This is a genomic window from Streptomyces sp. NPDC042336 (genome assembly GCF_055581985.1).
This window is the reverse complement of the sequence record NZ_JBVJEA010000005.1, coordinates 361,521-377,323: the sequence shown is the minus strand read 5'-3', so window position 1 is coordinate 377,323 and position 15,803 is coordinate 361,521. Positions and strand designations below refer to the sequence as shown.

17 protein-coding genes are annotated in these 15,803 nt (G+C 73.4%); 7 read left to right on the top strand and 10 right to left on the bottom strand.

What is annotated here, in order from left to right:
* Positions 1–94: 94 nt before the first annotated feature.
* The 6 genes from ACZ6IM_RS14575 to ACZ6IM_RS14550 all read right to left on the bottom strand — a co-directional run bounded on the left by ACZ6IM_RS14575 (position 95) and on the right by ACZ6IM_RS14550 (position 6,647).
* Complete coding sequence (locus tag ACZ6IM_RS14575; protein ID WP_052839129.1) at positions 95–2,410, bottom strand: helix-turn-helix domain-containing protein; 2,316 nt, start codon at positions 2,408–2,410, stop codon at positions 95–97.
* A gap of 112 nt (positions 2,411–2,522) precedes the next feature.
* Positions 2,523–3,218, bottom strand: a complete 696-nt coding sequence (locus ACZ6IM_RS14570) for a sigma-70 family RNA polymerase sigma factor (protein ID WP_052839130.1) — start codon at positions 3,216–3,218, stop codon at positions 2,523–2,525.
* A 164-nt stretch (positions 3,219–3,382) separates the two neighbouring features.
* Entirely contained in the window at positions 3,383–3,979 is a 597-nt protein-coding gene (locus tag ACZ6IM_RS14565) for a TetR/AcrR family transcriptional regulator (protein ID WP_052839131.1), read from the bottom strand.
* Between the two features lies 1 nt (position 3,980).
* On the bottom strand, positions 3,981–4,550 hold the full coding sequence (locus ACZ6IM_RS14560; RefSeq protein WP_052839132.1) for a hypothetical protein: 570 nt from the start codon (positions 4,548–4,550) through the stop codon (positions 3,981–3,983).
* A gap of 68 nt (positions 4,551–4,618) precedes the next feature.
* Entirely contained in the window at positions 4,619–5,554 is a 936-nt protein-coding gene (gene murQ, locus ACZ6IM_RS14555; RefSeq protein WP_052839133.1) for an N-acetylmuramic acid 6-phosphate etherase, read from the bottom strand.
* A gap of 133 nt (positions 5,555–5,687) precedes the next feature.
* Positions 5,688–6,647, bottom strand: a complete 960-nt coding sequence (locus tag ACZ6IM_RS14550) for a MurR/RpiR family transcriptional regulator (RefSeq protein WP_469556748.1) — start codon at positions 6,645–6,647, stop codon at positions 5,688–5,690.
* Positions 6,648–6,714: 67 nt separating this feature from the next.
* On the opposite strand from ACZ6IM_RS14550, the gene ACZ6IM_RS14545 reads away from it, so the two are divergent.
* Entirely contained in the window at positions 6,715–7,095 is a 381-nt protein-coding gene (locus ACZ6IM_RS14545; RefSeq protein ID WP_052839135.1) for a hypothetical protein, read from the top strand.
* 10 nt (positions 7,096–7,105) lie between these two features.
* On the top strand, positions 7,106–7,405 hold the full coding sequence (locus ACZ6IM_RS14540; RefSeq protein ID WP_052839136.1) for a DUF4031 domain-containing protein: 300 nt from the start codon (positions 7,106–7,108) through the stop codon (positions 7,403–7,405).
* Here the strand turns inward: ACZ6IM_RS14540 and ACZ6IM_RS14535 are convergent.
* Both ACZ6IM_RS14535 and ACZ6IM_RS14530 read right to left on the bottom strand, forming a co-directional pair.
* Complete coding sequence (locus ACZ6IM_RS14535) at positions 7,387–8,475, bottom strand: GNAT family N-acetyltransferase (RefSeq protein ID WP_052839137.1); 1,089 nt, start codon at positions 8,473–8,475, stop codon at positions 7,387–7,389. The two genes, ACZ6IM_RS14540 and ACZ6IM_RS14535, sit on opposite strands and share 19 nt — an antisense overlap.
* A 10-nt stretch (positions 8,476–8,485) precedes the next feature.
* Positions 8,486–9,166, bottom strand: coding sequence for an HD domain-containing protein (locus ACZ6IM_RS14530; protein WP_469556745.1), 681 nt, complete (start codon positions 9,164–9,166; stop codon positions 8,486–8,488).
* A gap of 101 nt (positions 9,167–9,267) precedes the next feature.
* On the opposite strand from ACZ6IM_RS14530, the gene ACZ6IM_RS14525 reads away from it, so the two are divergent.
* The 3 genes from ACZ6IM_RS14525 to ACZ6IM_RS14515 all read left to right on the top strand — a co-directional run bounded on the left by ACZ6IM_RS14525 (position 9,268) and on the right by ACZ6IM_RS14515 (position 11,387).
* Positions 9,268–9,918, top strand: a complete 651-nt coding sequence (locus tag ACZ6IM_RS14525; protein ID WP_052839139.1) for a helix-turn-helix domain-containing protein — start codon at positions 9,268–9,270, stop codon at positions 9,916–9,918.
* 10 nt (positions 9,919–9,928) lie between these two features.
* Positions 9,929–10,612 (top strand): maleylpyruvate isomerase family mycothiol-dependent enzyme, encoded by a 684-nt coding sequence (locus ACZ6IM_RS14520; RefSeq protein WP_052839293.1) that lies wholly within the window; start codon positions 9,929–9,931, stop codon positions 10,610–10,612.
* An 85-nt stretch (positions 10,613–10,697) separates the two neighbouring features.
* On the top strand, positions 10,698–11,387 hold the full coding sequence (locus tag ACZ6IM_RS14515; RefSeq protein WP_052839140.1) for a copper homeostasis protein CutC: 690 nt from the start codon (positions 10,698–10,700) through the stop codon (positions 11,385–11,387).
* A gap of 154 nt (positions 11,388–11,541) precedes the next feature.
* On the opposite strand, the gene ACZ6IM_RS14510 is transcribed toward ACZ6IM_RS14515, so the two are convergent.
* Entirely contained in the window at positions 11,542–13,587 is a 2,046-nt protein-coding gene (locus ACZ6IM_RS14510) for a HelD family protein (RefSeq protein ID WP_052839141.1), read from the bottom strand.
* 289 nt (positions 13,588–13,876) lie between these two features.
* On the opposite strand from ACZ6IM_RS14510, the gene ACZ6IM_RS14505 reads away from it, so the two are divergent.
* A complete protein-coding gene (locus ACZ6IM_RS14505; RefSeq protein ID WP_003974657.1) occupies positions 13,877–14,062 on the top strand; it encodes a hypothetical protein in 186 nt (61 codons plus the stop codon).
* Here the strand turns inward: ACZ6IM_RS14505 and ACZ6IM_RS14500 are convergent.
* The gene (locus ACZ6IM_RS14500) at positions 14,059–14,940 is read right to left on the bottom strand and encodes a LysR family transcriptional regulator (protein ID WP_052839142.1); all 882 of its coding nucleotides are present in this window, start codon (positions 14,938–14,940) and stop codon (positions 14,059–14,061) included. The two genes, ACZ6IM_RS14505 and ACZ6IM_RS14500, sit on opposite strands and share 4 nt — an antisense overlap.
* A 99-nt stretch (positions 14,941–15,039) precedes the next feature.
* On the opposite strand from ACZ6IM_RS14500, the gene ACZ6IM_RS14495 reads away from it, so the two are divergent.
* Positions 15,040–15,786 carry an SDR family oxidoreductase gene (locus ACZ6IM_RS14495; protein WP_052839143.1) on the top strand — a complete coding sequence of 249 codons (747 nt, stop codon included), beginning with the start codon at positions 15,040–15,042 and terminating at the stop codon, positions 15,784–15,786.
* Positions 15,787–15,803 lie beyond the last annotated feature (17 nt).

Here is a 15,803-nt window from a genome sequence, read left to right as displayed (position 1 = left end):
GGCAGCAGCGCGGGGCGGTGGGAACGTGTGCGCGCAGGGACACGTGGAGAGCGGGGCGGGCGCCGAGGGGAAAGGACCGCAGGCGCCCTCGGGGCTACGGTGAGGAGTCCCCCGGGGGCGGCTCGGGTGCCGCGTCTAGGAGGGCGAGTTGTTCCCGCGCGTCGGCGACCTTCGAGGGGTCGGCCTCGCGGCCGACGGCCACGCAGGAGAGGAAGGCGTCACGGGCGGGCCCGGTGCGACCCGCCTCCAACAGGGTGTGGCCCAGGGTGTTGAATGTCCGGCTGGTCATCCCCGGGTTGTCCCGGCTCAGGTCGAGAGCGGTACGGAGGTGGCCGACGGCCGAGTCCCAGTCGCCGAGATGTCGGTGGGCCCTGCTGGAGACCGAGTGCATCTGGATCCTGGAGAAGCGCGCGATGTGGGGCGCGATACGGTCGCCGGACTCCTCGATGAACGCGAACGCCTCCGCGAAGCGCGTCAGGCCCTCGGCGGGGCGGCCGGTCTCGACGAGGAGTGCGGCGAGCCCGAACCGGGCCTGCAGGGCGCCGTTGAGATCGCCGCAGGCCTCGAACAGCTCGGCCGCCCTCAGCGTGTGCTCCATGGACCGCTCGAAGTCTCCGATACGCCGACATGCGCTGTGCTGGTAGGTGTGGGCCCATGCCTGCTGGTTGAGGTCCCGGGCGCGTTCGGCGGCGGCCAGGGCCTGTGCCGACCGGTCGAGACTGTCCTGGTGCCGGCCGTCGATCAGGGACAGTGCCCAGGCGTGGTAGTTGAGCTGGGTGGCCTCGACGAGCGGGTCGCCGAGTGCCTGGGCGCTGCGGGCGGCGGTGTCGAAGACCTCCGTCCAGTGGCCCCAGAAGATCCACTGGTCGGAGAACCAGTGCAGGGCCTCGGCGACTTCGACGACGGTGGTGTGGTCGCCGTTCGCGGCGGCCGTGCGGTAGGCGGCGAGCCAGTTGTCGCCCTCGGCCTGGAGCCAGGCGCGGGCCAGGTCGGCGCTGGACAGGTCGACGTCCCCGGCCCAGTCGGCGGGCAGGGCGCCGTAGTCGGGTTCGTACCAGCGTCCGGCCACCCTCGCCGTCTCCAGCAGCCAGGAGTGCAGCGCCGCACGAGCCGCGTCCGCGTCCGCCGCGCTCTCCTCGGCGCTCAGACGGGTACGGGCGTACAGGCGCAGCAGGTCGTGCAGGCGGTACCGGGTGCCGTTGCTGCCCAGCAGCCCGGTCTCGACCAGCTCCTCCAGGGTGTCCTCGGTGTCGAAGAGATCCTGCCCGACCAGCTGGGCCGCCGCGGCCGGTGAGGTGTCGGCGCCCGGCACCAGGGCCAGCCGCCGGAAGAGACGCGCGGCCGTGGGGGTGAGCTGCTGGTAGGACAGCTCGAAGGCCGCAGAGACGTGCACGTCACCGGCGGACAGCACGCTCAGCCGCCGGTCCTCGCGGGCGAGGCGGTCGGCCAGCCGCCGCACGCTCCAGCCGGTGCGGGTGGCCAGCCAGTTGCCCGCCACCCGCAGGGCCAGCGGCAGATGACCGCACAGCTCGGCGACCTCGGCGAGCGCCGCCGGGTCGGCCGCCGCACGGTCGGCGCCCACCAGACCGGCCAGCAGGGTCGTGGCCTCCTGGGGGCCGAGTTCCCCGAGGGGCAGGCGCCGCACGCTGTCCAGCCCGGTCAGCATGCGCCGGCTGGTCACCATCACCATGCCCGTGCCCGCACTGGGCAGCAACGGGCGGACCTGGGCCTCGTCCCGGGCATTGTCGAGGACCAGCAGGCAGCGCTGGTCGGCGAGCACCCGCCGGTACAGCTCCGGGTGACCCTCGGGACCGACCTGGGCCAGGTCCCGGTCCGCCACCTGCAACGCCTTGAGCACGCCGAGCACCAGTTCCGCCGGGCCGGCCGGCTCGTCGGCCGTGCCACGCAGATCCACCACCAGCTGGCCGTGGGGAAACGCGTCGGCCACCTCCTGCGCCGCCTGCAGCGCGAGCGTCGTCTTCCCGGCACCGGGCGGCCCCGAGATCACGACGACGTCCGGCCCCGCGTGACCCCGCGAACCGTCCTCGCCGCCTTCGCCGTCGACGGCGCCGCGTTGCGCCAGGTCGGTGAGCTGCTTGATCTCGTGCTCGCGGCCGATGAAGTCGTCGATGCCCCGGGGGAAGGAACGCACCCCCGTCGGCGCGTAGCGCGGGGCCCGCCCGGTGCGCGCCGCGGCCAGCAGTCGCTCGCGCTCCGCGTCGCCCAGCCCCAGACCGTCGGCCAGGGCTGCCACGGTCCGCCGCTGTGGAGCCGCCCGCCGCCCCCGCTCCAGGTCCCCGATGCCCCGCACACTCACACCGGACGTCTCGGCCAGTCCCTCGATCGTCAAGGACGCGGCCAGCCGCAACTCCCGCAGCAAGGTGCCGAACGTCACCTGCTCACCGGCCACGCGGCCCCCCGTCGCCACTCCGCGCCTTCTCCGCGACACGGCTGATGGAAGCGCATACTAACGGGACGAGCAGGGCCCCGGGGGAGTCACTTCACAGCGTGGTCGCGCCCCATCACGTGCCCACGAGTGCCTTGCCCGTCACGGCCGCGTCCCCGTGGAGCGCTCCGTCGGCGGTGGGCAGGGCACCGGTGTCGGCGGTGAGCAGCGCCTCCAGGGAAGCCACGTCCCCCGCCCCGGCCGCGGCGACGAACGCAGCCAGCAGGCGTCTGTGGCCCACCGTGCTGCCGCGAACCCGCCGCTCCTGTGCCAGATGTCCGCGGGCGCGGCTCACGACCTTCCTCGCGTTGCCCTGGCTGATCCGCAGCATCCCGGCTATCTCGGGATAGCCGTAGTCGAACGCCTCCCGCAGGAGGAACGCGGCGCGTTCGGCCGGGGTCAGCCGCTTCAGCAACAGCAGCAGGGCCAGTGCCAGGTCCTCGTGCTGCTGGACGCGCGACTCCGGATCCGGTCCGATGTCGACGGGTTCGGCCAGCCACGGTCCCATCGCGGTCTCCCGGCGCACACGGGCGGACTGTACGACGTTGAGGGCCAGCCGGGTCGTGACCGTGGCGAGGAACGCCGCCGGGCTGACCACCGTCGAGTGGTCGGTCTTCTGCCAGCGCAGCCACACTTCCTGGAGCACGTCCTCCGCCTCGACGGCGCTGCCGAGCACGCGGTGGGCGATGCCGAGGAGACGTGGCCGGTACTCGACGAAGACGGCGACGGCAACGTCCGCGTCGAGTGGCGTCTGGGACCGTTGTGAAGGCATGGGCGGGCGGTCTCCGTTCCTCTGGGCTGACCTTTGGTGAGCGAGGAACTGCCGCATGCCTGCAGACGGCCTCGCCGGTGGATTTCATCGAGTACGTCCGATGTCCACGACGCTGCCGAGTATGGGTCGTTTGCTGGGCGGATAGGGTGCTACGGGCTATTTGGTCACGGATAGTCAAGCGCGCCCTGCGGCGCCACGATACGTTCGACCGCCGCAGCCACCAGTTCGTTACGCTCGGCCGGGGTGAACACGTCCGGCAGGGTGAGCTGTTCGACGATCAGCCAGTTCAGGGCGAGCATGAGCAGCTTGACGGCCGTGGCGTCGCCGGGGAGGCCCGATGCCTCGTGGTGGGCGACGTTGGCGGCGACGTCCTCGCGGACGCGTTCGGTCAGCACCGCGCGCAGCTCGGGGCGCCGGGTGGCCTCCAGGCGCAGTTCGAGCAGGGCGAGGTAGCCGGTGCGGAACCCGGCGACCCGGTCGACCAGTTCGCGCATCAGCCGCACGTAGGTGTCACGGTCGCGAGGGGCCGTGTGCTGGCGCGCGAGGGCGGCCTCGCCGGGGTGCAGCCGCTCGTAGACACGGGCGCCCGCCTGGGTGAGCAGATCGTCGCGGTTGGCGAAGTAGTTGGACGCGGTCCCGGCCGGTACGGCGGCCTCCGTGTCCACCGCCCGGAAGGTCAGGCCCCGGGCGCCCTGCGCGGCCAGCACCTCGATCGCGGCGTCGACGAGGGCCGCCCGGCGCTGGTCGTTGCGTCGCACCATGTCAGAGGCCGCCCATCGGCTCGATGTCCACCCGGACCGGCGTGCCCCACACCCGCAGCACCTCGTAGTCCGTGAACTCGTGGACGAGGCGGTACGCCATCGCGGCCCGCGGGCCGCGCAGTTGGGCAGCGATGTACAGCTCGGCCTCGCGGCGGTCGCGGCGCGGGGTGCCGCACAGCTGCCACGCCTGGCCGGTCCACTGCTCGGGCAGCCAGCGCTGCTGGGGCTGCGGCCGGTCCCCCCGTACGCCGTAGCGGGACTGGACCGGCTCGGCGGGCCGGGCCGGCAGCGGTCCGCCGTTGTACTCCGCGCGGCGGGCCGTGCGGCGGCGGGTCTCGCACAGCAGGCACAGGTCGGGGGCGGCCTTGTCGACCGGCCCGTTCGGATGCTCGGGGCAGCGGGTGCTGGGGGCCGCCGTGGTGACGCTCTCCTCCAGCTGGTCCAGCGCACGCTTCAGGTCCGCGCGGACCTCGTGCAGCTTGGCCTCCGGGGTGTCGGCGGTCAGGGCCTCGCCGTGCTCACCGAGGAGGCGCAGGGCGCGGCCCAGCGCGGTCAGCTGGGCGTGGTTCATGTCCTTCAGAATCGCACACGGCGCCGACGGTCCCGGCCGCCCGGGACCGGCCGGAGGTGCCGCGGCGGTCAGCCGAGCGCCGCCGCCAGCGCCGCCCGCAGGTGACCGCCGGACTCCGCCAGCAGCCGGGCGGCCGTCGGGCCGTCCACGTCGGCCAGCAGCACCAGGATCGCGTGCTTGACCTCTCCGTCGGTCGCGGTCAGGGCACGCTCGATGTCGTCGTCGGCGGCGCCGGTGGCGAGCGCGACGATACGGCGCGAGCGGGCCCGCAGCTTCTCGTTGGAGGCGCGGACGTCCACCATCAGGTTCCCGTACGTCTTGCCCAGCCGGATCATCGTGATCGTCGACAGCATGTTCAGGACCAGCTTCTGCGCCGTGCCCGCCTTGAGCCGCGTCGAGCCGGTGAGCAGCTCGGGCCCGGTGACCACCTCGATGCCGTGCTCGGCGGCGGCGGCCAGGGCGCTGTCCCGGTTGCAGGCGAGCCCGACGGTCAGGGCGCCGCGCGAGCGGGCGTACTCGACAGCGCCGACGGCATAGGGGGTGCGCCCGGAGGCGGAGACGCCGACCACGGTGTCGTCGGCGGTCAGCGCGAGGGCGTCCAGGTCGGCGCGGGCCAGCTCGGGGGAGTCCTCGGCGCCCTCCACGGAGGTGACCATGGCGTCCGGGCCGCCCGCGATCAGGCCGGTGACCTGCCCGGGGGTGGTGTTGAAGGTCGGCGGGCACTCCGAGGCGTCCAGCACGCCCAGCCGGCCGGCCGTACCGGCGCCCGCGTAGACCAGCCGCCCGCCGCGCGCCATCCGGGCGGCCACGGCGTCGATGGCGGCGGCGATCTCGGGCAGCCGCTCGGCGACGGCGGCGGGCACCGTGGCGTCCTCACCGTTCATCAGCCGCGCGATGTCGAGCGTCGGCAACTGATCGATCTCGGCCAGCTCCGGCCGGAACTCCTCGGTGGTCAACGTCTCCAACTGGGAACGCAGATCGGGGTGATGGGGGGTGGAGGTCATGAGGATGCGCTCTTTCCGGTCAATGCTCGATGCTGGGTGGTGCAACGCCCTCAGGGGCGCGGGGCTGTATCGATGTGCGGCTCCGCCGCGTGGGCGCGACCAGCCGCGACGGGCCCGCAGTCACCCACGGCGATCACCTGCCACGGTCCGCGCGGAGCGCCCCGTGCCGATGCGCCAACGCCTCGTAGGACGCCGCCAGAGCCGGTGCCGCCGACTCGTAGATCCGCTGCGCCACCCCCACGAACAGGCAGTCCACGACCAGCAGCTGGCTGGTCCGCGACGACATCGCCGCCGGCCGCAGCTCGCTCTCCCGCGCGGTGGACGTGGTCAGCACGTGGTCGGCGTACTGGGTGACGGAGCTGTCGGGGCGGCCGGTGATGGCGATGGTCGTCGCGCCCCGTTCGAAGGCGACCCGGAGCGGTTCGATGACGTCCCCCGTCGAGCCGGAGTGCGTGATCGCCAGGGCCACGTCCCCCGCGCGCAGCTGCACCGCGTTGGTGACGGCGAGGTGCGGGTCGCCCGGGGCGTGGGCTATGAGACCTATGCGCAGCATCTTCTGGGTGAGATCCTGGGCGACCAGGTTGGAGGCGCCGATGCCGTACACGTCGGTGCGGCGGGCGGCGGCCAGTGCGGCGACGGCCGCGCCGAGCTGGACGGTGTCCAGTCCGGCGGCGGTGTCCGCGAGAGTCTGCTGCTCGTCGTAGGCCAGCTTGGCGACCACGTCGGCGATCGGGTCGTCGACCGCGATGTCCGTCGTGATGGCGGGGGCACGGCCGGACTGCTGCTGGGCGGCCAGCCCGGCGAGCGCGAGGCGCAGGTCGCGGTAGCCGGGGTAGCCGAGCAGCCGGGCGGTGCGGACGACGGTCGCCTCGCTGGTGCCGGTCAGCTCGGCCAGGCCGGTGACCGTGAGGGCCGCGCAGCCGGCCGGGTCGCCCGCGACGGCCTCGGCGACCCGCTGCATGGACCGGGTCATCGACGGCGCCAGGGTGCGGACCTTGGCAGCGAGGGCGGCGGGCGCGGGCGGTGCGGGTGGTGCGTTTCCGCCGCCGGCGGCCCGGCGGCCCCCGGAAGCGGTCGCGAAAGTTTCCTTCACTTCATCGGTCACTCATGAAAGATATTTTCGTTTCGGTCCGCGGGTCAAGAGTGCGCACAATGGGTGCATGAACCCCATCAGCCCCCTGGAGCAGGCGCTGCACGCCGCCCGCGCCCTCGTGCTCGCCGACCTGGTGGCGGGCGAGGTCGCCGAACCGGACGTCGTGTCGCTGGTCGAGGAGTCCGTCGTACAGCGGCGCTGGTGGGTCGAGCAGTGGCCGGAGGGCGCGGAGTTCGTGGCCGGGCTGGTCGCCCAGGACGTGCAGGACGCCCTGCTGGAGCGCTACGGCCGCTGGCCGCTGTGCCCGGTGTGCGGCTCCGGCGACCCGCACGCGCTGGACGTCGAGCCCGAGCTGGGTCCCGACCCGCACTGGGTGTGCGGCAAGGCGGGCGTGAAGGTCGCGGCCGTCGGCTCGCTGGGCACGGCCACCGGCGGTGCCCCCTCGTGAGGACCCTCCGGTGACCCTCTACATCGACCCGCCGACCTGGCCGGGCCACGGCCGCCTCTGGTCCCACCTGGTCAGCGACGTCTCCTACGCCGAACTGCACGCCTTCGCCGAGGCCCTGGGCGTGCCGCGCCGGGCCTTCGAACGCGACCACTACGACCTGCCCGCCCACCGGTACGCCGACGCGGTGTCCGCCGGCGCGCGGGAGGTCAGCAGCCGCGAGGTGGTGCGGCTGCTGCACGGGGCGGGACTGCGCCGCCGCAAGGGGTCCACCGGCTGGGCCGCCCCGGGTGCTCAGCGGCGCAGCTCGTAGGCGAACTGCCCGGCACTCTCGCCGCCCTCGGCGGACTCCCCGGCGATCCGGGTGAACCCGGCGCGGGCGATGACGGCCTGCGACGCGGTGTTCCCCGGCTCGGTCGTCGCGAGCACGGACGTCACCGCCTCCCGCCCCAGCGCCCACGCGGACAGGGCGCGCAGGGCCTCGGTCGCGTAGCCGTTGCCCCGGGCCGCCTCGGCGAGGTCGTAGCCGATCTCCACCCGGCCCTTCTCGTCCGGCACCCCGTGGAAGCCGATGCCGCCGACCGCGCGCCCGTCCTCGCGCCGGACGAGGACGAAGATCCCCCACACCGGGCGGTGGACCCCCGTCTCGTAGGACTTCAGCAGCATTCCGGCGGCGTCCCGGGTGCCCTGGAAGGGGCCGCCGTCGACCCATGTGAAGCCGCCGTCGCCGCCCGCGGTGAGGTCGGCGGCGGCAGCGGGCGTGAGGCCCTGGAGGGTGAGCCGTTCGGCCGGGATCACCAGGTTGTTGCGCCAGCGCCACTCGGTGACCGGGGCCCGTCCGGGCAGGTCGCCGCGGCCGGTGGCCCACAGCAGGGTGCGCCAGGGGTCGGTGTCGGGCCGGACGTGCGGGAAGAGCCGGGCCAGGAGGTCCGCGCACCGCTCGGCGGGCGGCTCGTAGGCCAGCCCGAGACCTTCGGCGATGTCGTGCGTGTGCAGGAACACCTCGGTGATCCCCATCGCGGCGAAGCCCTCGCGGTCCGCGCTGCGGAAGGGGTACGGGTGGAAGGCCCGGACCTCCCGCGGGGTGGTGCGCAGGGTGGCGGCGAGCAGTGCGCCGGTCGTCTCGACGACCTGGAGGAGGCCCTTGTTGCCGGTGCCCTCGTCGAGGGTGATCTCGAAGGGCACGTACCCCTCGGTGGCGCGTCCGGCCAGCTGGCCGGCGTAGGTGATGAGGTCGCCCGCGATGTGCTCCGCCGTGGTCCGGCAGCTCCACTCCAGCCGTCCGGCCCGCGCCGCCTCCCAGTCCCGGTCCGTCGCCGTCCGCAGCAGCGCGACGGCGCCCGCCACGGCCTCTTCGACCTGTTCCCCGCCCAGTGTCCGCATGCCGGGCAGGCTAGACGTCCGGGGTGTCGGGGAGCGACAGCATTTCCAGCTCGCCGGTGAGGTTGTGGCGGGCGGTCGCCTCCCACTCCCGCCGTCCGTGCGGGGTGTGGAACAGGCTGGGCAGGGCGAGGAGCTGGCGCAGGATCGCGGCGCGGCCCTCGCGGAAGGCCGCGTTCGGCACGAAGTGGTACTCCTCGCGGACGGCCGCCGTGTACGCCGCGTACGCCGACGGCGGCGAGGCGAGGACCGCGAGGTCCGCGTCGCACAGCACCTGCCCGTCGCGGTCGTCGCCGTCCGGCGCGTGGCTGACGGTGAGCCGCACCAGCCGGGCCACCTCGGCGGTCTTCGCCGCCGGCACCCCGGCCTCGGGCAGGGCGCGCTCGGCGAGCCGGGCCGAGCGCTCCTCGTTCTCGGACCGGTCGGGCCGGTAGACGGCGTCGTGGAACCACGCGGCGAGCCGGACGACGTCCACGTCGTCTGCGTGCTCCGCCAGTACGTCGATGTGGTCCAGGACCGCGGTGAGGTGCGCCAGGGTGTGGTACCGCCGCTGGGGCTCCTGCCAGCGGGCGAGCAGGTCGTCGGCGTACGGCGCGGGGTCGGGGACGGGGGCGGCGCCGGGCGCCGTGCCGTGGGCGGTGGCTCCCGCCAGGGCGCGGGCGAAGCGGGAGCGCAGGGCGTCGAGGTCGGCCATGGGCGCATTCTTCCAGATAATGTTCGTGATAGCTTCTAACCGAAGTGTCTGCGTTCCCGGCCGGGCGGGCCGGGCGGAAGTCGAGAGGCGGCGACCGGACCATGCCCAAGGCGCGCACCAGCACCCCGCGCGAGCGGTACCGCACCCAGGTGCGCGCGGAGATCAAGGAACACGCCTGGGAGCAGATCGCCACGGCGGGAGCCTCCGCGCTGTCCCTCAACGCGATCGCCAAGCGGATGGGCATGAGCGGGCCCGCGCTCTACCGGTACTTCGACGGCCGCGACGAGCTGATCACGGAACTGATCAGGGACGCCTACCGCAGCCAGGCCGACACCTTCCGGGCGGCCGCCGAGGCCGGCGCCGACCTGGCCGGTCTCGCGCACGCCCTGCGCTCCTGGGCCCTGGACGACCCGCAGCGCTACCTCCTCATCTTCGGCACCCCCGTCCCCGGCTACCGCGCCCCCGACGACATCACCGAGATCGCCGCCGAGACCATGGCGGTCATCGTCGACGCCTGTGCCGCGCTGCCGCCGTCGGAGGGCGCCGCCGACGTGTTCGACGCCCACCTCGACACCCACCGGCGGTGGGCGGGGGACCGTACGGCCGACCCGGCCGCCCTGCACCGCGCCCTGACCTTCTGGTCCCGGCTGCACGGCGTCCTGTCCCTGGAACTCGCCGGGCAGTTCACCGGCATGGGCTTCGACCCCGCCCTTCTCTTCGACGCCGAACTGAAGGACCTGCTGGGCCCCTAACGTGGAGTCCATGACGACTCCCGCAGACCTGCACGACGTACGCGACCCCGAGCTGCCCGGCCGGCTGCTGACCCTCGAACGCGACGCACTGGTGCCGCTGCTGCGCTCCCGCCCGGACGCGGACTTCGCGCTGCCGGTGGCCGCGTGTCCGGGCTGGACCGTGCGCGACATGCTGGCGCACTGCTCCAGCGCGCTGATCCGAGTGGTGGAGAAAAGCTTCGAGAAGGGCGTCTTCTCACCCGAGTGCAACGACCGCGACATCGCCGAACGCGCCGACTGGAGCAACGGCCGCGTCGTCGACGAGCTGGAACGCGGCATGACCGAGGCCGGGCCGGTGATCGCCCGGGCGGACGGCGTGCTGGACGCCGTCGCGCTGGGCGAGTGGGTGCACGCCGGTGACGTACGGGTGACCTTCGGCGAGCCGGGGGCGTACGCGGGGCGCGGGCTGCCGGAGGCGCTCGCGCTGCTCGCCTCCATCACCCGGGCGCGCGGTCACGTGCCGCTCCACGCCGACCTGGACGACCTCGACGAGCCGCTGAAGCTGGGCGAGGTGAGCGGTGAGCGGCCGCCGGGCCGGTACATCGGCGACGCCGCCACCCTCGTACGACTCTACGCGGGCCGCCCGCTGGACGGCGCGGCGGGATACGAGCTGGCCGGGGTGGAGGCGGCGGAACTGAACATCTTCGGCGACTGAGCGGCGACGCGGGGACCCGGGCCTGCCGTCGGGCGCGTAGTCTTGGATTGGACTAGACCTGTAGCAGGCCGACGAATGGGGTCCCATGAGCAAGCGTGCAGTCCTGGAGGTGATCGCCCTCGACGCCGAGGACGCGGTCGCCGCCCAGGCCGGAGGCGCGGATCGCCTCGAACTGGTCACCGACATGGCGGCCGACGGACTCACCCCGTCGGCCGCGACCGTCGCCGCGATCCGCGCCGCCGTCGACATCGACGTACGGGTGATGCTCCGGCTCGCGGACGGGTTCGCCGCCGGTGACGTCGAGCGTCTGACACGCGTCGCCGGTGAGATGCGGGAGGCCGGGGCCACGCAGTTCGTACTGGGGTTCCTCGACGCGGAGGGCGACGTGGACCTCGGCGCGGTGGAGCGGATCGCCGAGGTGCTGGACGGGTGCCGGTGGACCTTCCACCGGGCCATCGACCGCGCCGCGAACCGGGACGCGCTGCGCAAGCAGCTCGCGGACTTCCCGGGCCTGGACACGTACCTGACGGCCGGGGCGGCCGGCGGCGTGGACGACGGCCTGAACACGCTGCTCACCGAGGCGCGGCGGCGCGGCGAGCCGGGGTACGAGCAGCAGCTGCTGGTCGGCGGCGGACTGCGGCTCGACCACGTGCCGGGGCTGCTGGACGCGGGGATCGACGGCTTCCACATCGGCGGGGCGGCACGGCCCTCCGGGTGGGAGGGGCCGGTGTCGGCGGAGGCGGTGGCTGAGTGGCGGAGGGTGCTCGGACACTGAGCGTTCGGCTTGTCCCGTACGCCTGCGCTGGTGCTCGCGGGGGGTGGGGAGCGCAGCCCGGCGTGGCGGGGTGCCGCTGCGCCCACCCGTGCCGCCTGGGGGTACCTCCCAGGCCGTTCGGGCCCTGGGGGAGGCACGACTGCCCGCAGCGGCGCTACGCCAGCTGCGGCGGCAGCTCCGTCGCGTGGGTCACGACGAGGCCCGAGACCGCTCGGGTCAGCGCCACGTACAGCCTGCGCAGTCCCGTCCGTTCGTCCGGTTCGCCGTCGACCACCGCCTGCGGCTCGTCCAGGACCACGTAGTCGTACTCCAGGCCCTTGGCCAGCGAGGCCGGGACCAGGGTCAGGCGGGTGGCGTGGGTGGTCTCCTCGCCGGGGCCGACGTGGCCGATCCCGGCCGCCGCCAGGGCCGCCGCCAGCTCCGGCACCCGCGCGTCGGCGGCGATCAGACCGACCGAGCCCTCCCGCTCCAGCAGCTCACGGCAGGCCGCCACCACGTCCGCCGCCCCGTCCGGGGCCGTACGGATGTCGAAGAAACCCGGGTTCTCGCGGATCGACGCGACCGGCGTCAGGCCCGGCGCGATGTGCGGCAGCAGCCGGGAGGCGTACGCGATGACGTCCGTCGGCACGCGGAAACCGGCCGTCAGCTCCTCGACCACCGCCTCGCCCTTCCCCAGGTGCCCCAGCGCCTCCGCCCAGCTCCGGGTCGCCCACGGCGTGGTGCCCTGCGCCAGGTCGCCGAGGACCGTCGCCGAGCCGGTGGTGCAGCGCCGGCCCACCGCGCGGTACTGCATCGGGGACAGGTCCTGCGCCTCGTCGAGGACCACGTGCCCGAGGGAGTGGGTGCGCTCGATCAGGTCGGTCGCCTCGTCGATCAGTACGGCGTCGGCCGGTGACCACTTGGCGGACTTCACCGAGCGGGCCGGCTTCACCCACAGCAGCGCCTTCTGCTCGTCCTCGGTGAGGACACCCGCGGCGTGCGCCGCGAGGAAGTCCGCGTCGGTGAGCAGCCGCAGCACCAGCCTGGCCGGGTCGACCTGCGGCCAGACCGACTTCACCAGCGCCTTCACGGCCGCGTTGCGCGCCACCGCGTTCTGCACCCGGTCGTCCGGCGCCTCGCCCGCCCGCTCCATCTGCACCAGCACGGCGTGCGCGATCCGCTGCGGCAGCGCCTCGCGGGCGGCGCCGTAGCGGATGTCACGGGCGAGCAGCTCGCGGACGATCTCCTCCAGCTCGTACACCGGCACCCGCCAGCGGCGCGAGCCGCGCACCACGACGACGCCCTCGGCGGGTGGCGTGACGTGGGAGTAGAGGGCCCGGCGCAGCACCTCCGCCATCCGCGCGTCACCCTTGATCACCGCGGTCGCCGCCTCGTCCGTGCCGCGCACCTCGACGTGGGCGACCAGATCGTCGACGGTGGCCTGGCGGACCGTCAGCTCGCCGAGCGCCGGCAGCACCTGCTCGATGTAGTGCAGGAAGGACCGGTTCGGGCCGATGACCAGCGTGCCCGTGCGGGCCAGGCGCTCCCGGTGCGCGTACAGGAGGTAGGCCACCCGGTGCAGGCCGACGGCGGTCTTGCCGGTGCCGGGGCCGCCCTGCACGCACACCGAGCCGGCCAGCCCGGCGCGCACGATCTCGTCCTGCTCGGGCTGGATCGTCGCCACGATGTCCCGCATCGGCCCGACGCGGGGCCGCTCGATCTCCTGCTGGAGGAGCTTGCTGGTGGTCGCCGCCTCGGCCGGGTCGAGCAGGTGCTCGTCCTCGTACGCGGTCAGGTCCCCGCCGGTGTAGCCGAAGCGGCGGCGCAGCGAGACGTCCTGCGGGTCCTTCTTGGACGCCCGGTAGAACGGCTGGGAGACCGGTGCCCGCCAGTCGATCACCATCGGGTCGCCGTCCGCGTCGTGCACGTGCCGGCGTCCGACGTAGAAGCGCTCGCCCTCCCCGCCCTCGGCCTGCTCCGCCCCCGGAGCGTGCAGGTAGTCGAGCCGGCCGAAGAACAGCGGGGTCTCGCTGAGATCGGCGAGCGCCTTGATGCGCTGCTCGATCTGGCTCTCCAGGACGGCGGCGTTGACCCAGTTCGCGGTCACGTCGGTGATGTCCAGGGACTCGACGTCCTCACGCATGGCGCGCAGCGCGGAACGGGAGGCGGCGAGGTGGGCGCGTTCCCTGGAGAGAGGGTCGTCGTGGACGGGCGTGGACAAGGGAGTGCCTCCGGATGACCTGCGGTGCGGTGGGCGCGGGACGCGCGCGGTGGGCCGACCGGTTTCCGTCCGGACGGCGGCACTCCGTGGGGAGGCGGGCAAGAGCGGAGATTCTAGGGGAGCGGGTGCGGCGCGGGCCAACCCTTTTTCTCCGCCCCGCGCTCGACCCTTAGGGGATCGCGTCATCCGCTCCGGGGGATGCGCTCCCTCCCGGGTCGTAGCGGAGGACTACGGAGGTTGGGTCCGCAGACCGATGCCGGTCGGGGGAGGGCGGTCGCACCATGGAGACATGAGCGCAGCAACCATCTCCCCCGCCCCCGCACCGGGCCGCGCGTCCGGTGCCACGCCCGTGGCCGGCAGCCACCGGCACCGGCTCGGTGACACCCTGCGCGCCGTCAGGGTGTTCGCGGGCGCCGCCTTCGACGTGGTCGTCCTCGGTGAGTACGGCGAGGAGGCCGGAGTCCGCCGCCACTAGTGCTCCGACCGCACCGTGCCGAACACCGTACGTGCGACGTCCTCGAGTGATCCGAGCAGCGGGTCGGGGTCGTCGGCGCGCGTGACGAGCACGACTTCGCAGGGATCGACGTCGACGACAGGCACCAGGGCGATGTCCTCACGCATGGCGGGGCGTCGATCGCCGACAGGGAAGATCGCGACACAGTGGCCGGTGGCGATGAGTTCCAGCTTGTCCTCGTAGCTGTCGTCGATCGCGGGCGGGGGCGGTGCCGGCCGGTCGCCGACCGGCTTGGGCGTACTCCAGACGACCGGAGTGCTGACGCAGCTCACCAGTTCCTGGTCCGACAGAGCCCGCAGGCTGACGGGTTTCCCCCTCGCCAGATGATGGCTCGCCGACGTGACGAGCACCCGCGGCTCCTCGTGGAGCTTGGTCACCCGGAGGCCGTCCGTGGGCCAGGGCAGGGGTTTGTAGGCGACGAGGGCGTCGACCCGGCCCTCGGCGAGGGCGTGTGTGTCCCGCCAGTCGAGGTGCCGGGTGCGGACTTGGCTGTCGGGGTGCCGGCGGCGCAGCTCCTGCACGCAGGAGGTGATGACCAGTCCTTCGGCGCAGCCGACAGTGATGGTACGGGGCTGGACGGCGGCTCTGGCCGTGTAGGCGGCTCGCTCGGCCTCGTGGAGCAGTGTCCGTGCACCGGGAAGAAAGGCCCGACCGGCGTCGGTGAGGCTGCTGCCGTGCGGCGAGCGGTCGAAGAGCCGGACACCGAGCTGGGCTTCCAGTCGCTGGATCTGGCGGCTCAGCGACGGCTGCGCCAGGTGCAGCTTGGTGGCGGCCCGGCCGAAGTTGCCGTACTCCGCCACGACCGTGAAATAGCGCACGAGCCGCAGATCGACGTCCATCGGCTCAGGGTACGCCGCGCGCTGTCATACGCCCGGGGCATGACGGCATACGGAACAGGTCTTGGACACGGTGCGCGGGTGGGTATTTGGCTTGCGGGCATGACCACTTACGACGGCAAGAAGATCGTGATCACGGGCGGAAGCAGCGGTATCGGCCTGTCCACGGCCCGGTTGTTCGCGGACGGCGGGGCGCACGTACTGATCACGGGCCGTACCCGCTCCTCGCTGGACACCGCGTTGGAACGGCTGGGGGACAAGGCGATCGCCGTCCGTAGCGACGCCGCGTCCCTGAAGGACATCAAGGCGCTGGCCGGCACGGTGCAGGAGCGGTTCGGCGCGGTGGACGCGCTGTTCGTCAACGCCGGCGTCACCGCGTCCGCGCCGTTCGACTCGACGACGGAGGAGATGTACGACGAGCTGTTCGGCGTCAACACCAAGGGCCCGTACTTCACGGTGCAGGCGTTGGCGCCGCTGCTGCGCGAGGGAAGCGGCGTGGTGCTCACCACGTCGGTGGTGAACGTCCTGGGCCTCGACGCGCTCAGTGTCTACTCGGCGAGCAAGGCGGCCCTGCGGTCGATGACGCGCACCCTGGCCCGCGAACTGCTGCCGCGCAAGGTGCGCGTCAATGCCGTGAGCCCCGGCCCGATCGACTCGGGCATCCTGGACCGCTCCTCGCTGCCCGCCGATGTCGTCGAGGCGACGAAGGACACCTACCGGAGCACCATTCCGATGCAGCGGCTTGGGTCGTCCGAGGAGGTGGCTGCCGCGGTGGCGTACCTGGCGTTCGGTGCGACCTTCTCGACGGGAACAGAGTTCCCTGTCGACGGAGGGGCATCGCAACTCTAGTGCTGTGACCGCATGGG

Excerpts from the sequence above, each read along its gene's own strand:
- ACZ6IM_RS14515 (WP_052839140.1), top strand. The coding sequence starts at position 10,698 with ATGAGCAAGCGTGCAGTCCTGGAGGTGATCGCCCTCGACGCCGAGGAC.
- ACZ6IM_RS14535 (WP_052839137.1), bottom strand. The coding sequence starts at position 8,475 with ATGCGGACACTGGGCGGGGAACAGGTCGAAGAGGCCGTGGCGGGCGCC.
- ACZ6IM_RS14570 (WP_052839130.1), bottom strand. The coding sequence starts at position 3,218 with ATGCCTTCACAACGGTCCCAGACGCCACTCGACGCGGACGTTGCCGTC.
- ACZ6IM_RS14545 (WP_052839135.1), top strand. The coding sequence starts at position 6,715 with ATGAACCCCATCAGCCCCCTGGAGCAGGCGCTGCACGCCGCCCGCGCC.
- ACZ6IM_RS14505 (WP_003974657.1), top strand. The coding sequence starts at position 13,877 with ATGAGCGCAGCAACCATCTCCCCCGCCCCCGCACCGGGCCGCGCGTCC.
- ACZ6IM_RS14495 (WP_052839143.1), top strand. The coding sequence starts at position 15,040 with ATGACCACTTACGACGGCAAGAAGATCGTGATCACGGGCGGAAGCAGC.
- ACZ6IM_RS14500 (WP_052839142.1), bottom strand. The coding sequence starts at position 14,940 with ATGGACGTCGATCTGCGGCTCGTGCGCTATTTCACGGTCGTGGCGGAG.
- ACZ6IM_RS14525 (WP_052839139.1), top strand. The coding sequence starts at position 9,268 with ATGCCCAAGGCGCGCACCAGCACCCCGCGCGAGCGGTACCGCACCCAG.
- ACZ6IM_RS14520 (WP_052839293.1), top strand. The coding sequence starts at position 9,929 with ATGACGACTCCCGCAGACCTGCACGACGTACGCGACCCCGAGCTGCCC.
- ACZ6IM_RS14530 (WP_469556745.1), bottom strand. The coding sequence starts at position 9,166 with ATGGCCGACCTCGACGCCCTGCGCTCCCGCTTCGCCCGCGCCCTGGCG.
- ACZ6IM_RS14560 (WP_052839132.1), bottom strand. The coding sequence starts at position 4,550 with ATGAACCACGCCCAGCTGACCGCGCTGGGCCGCGCCCTGCGCCTCCTC.
- ACZ6IM_RS14565 (WP_052839131.1), bottom strand. The coding sequence starts at position 3,979 with ATGGTGCGACGCAACGACCAGCGCCGGGCGGCCCTCGTCGACGCCGCG.
- murQ (WP_052839133.1), bottom strand. The coding sequence starts at position 5,554 with ATGACCTCCACCCCCCATCACCCCGATCTGCGTTCCCAGTTGGAGACG.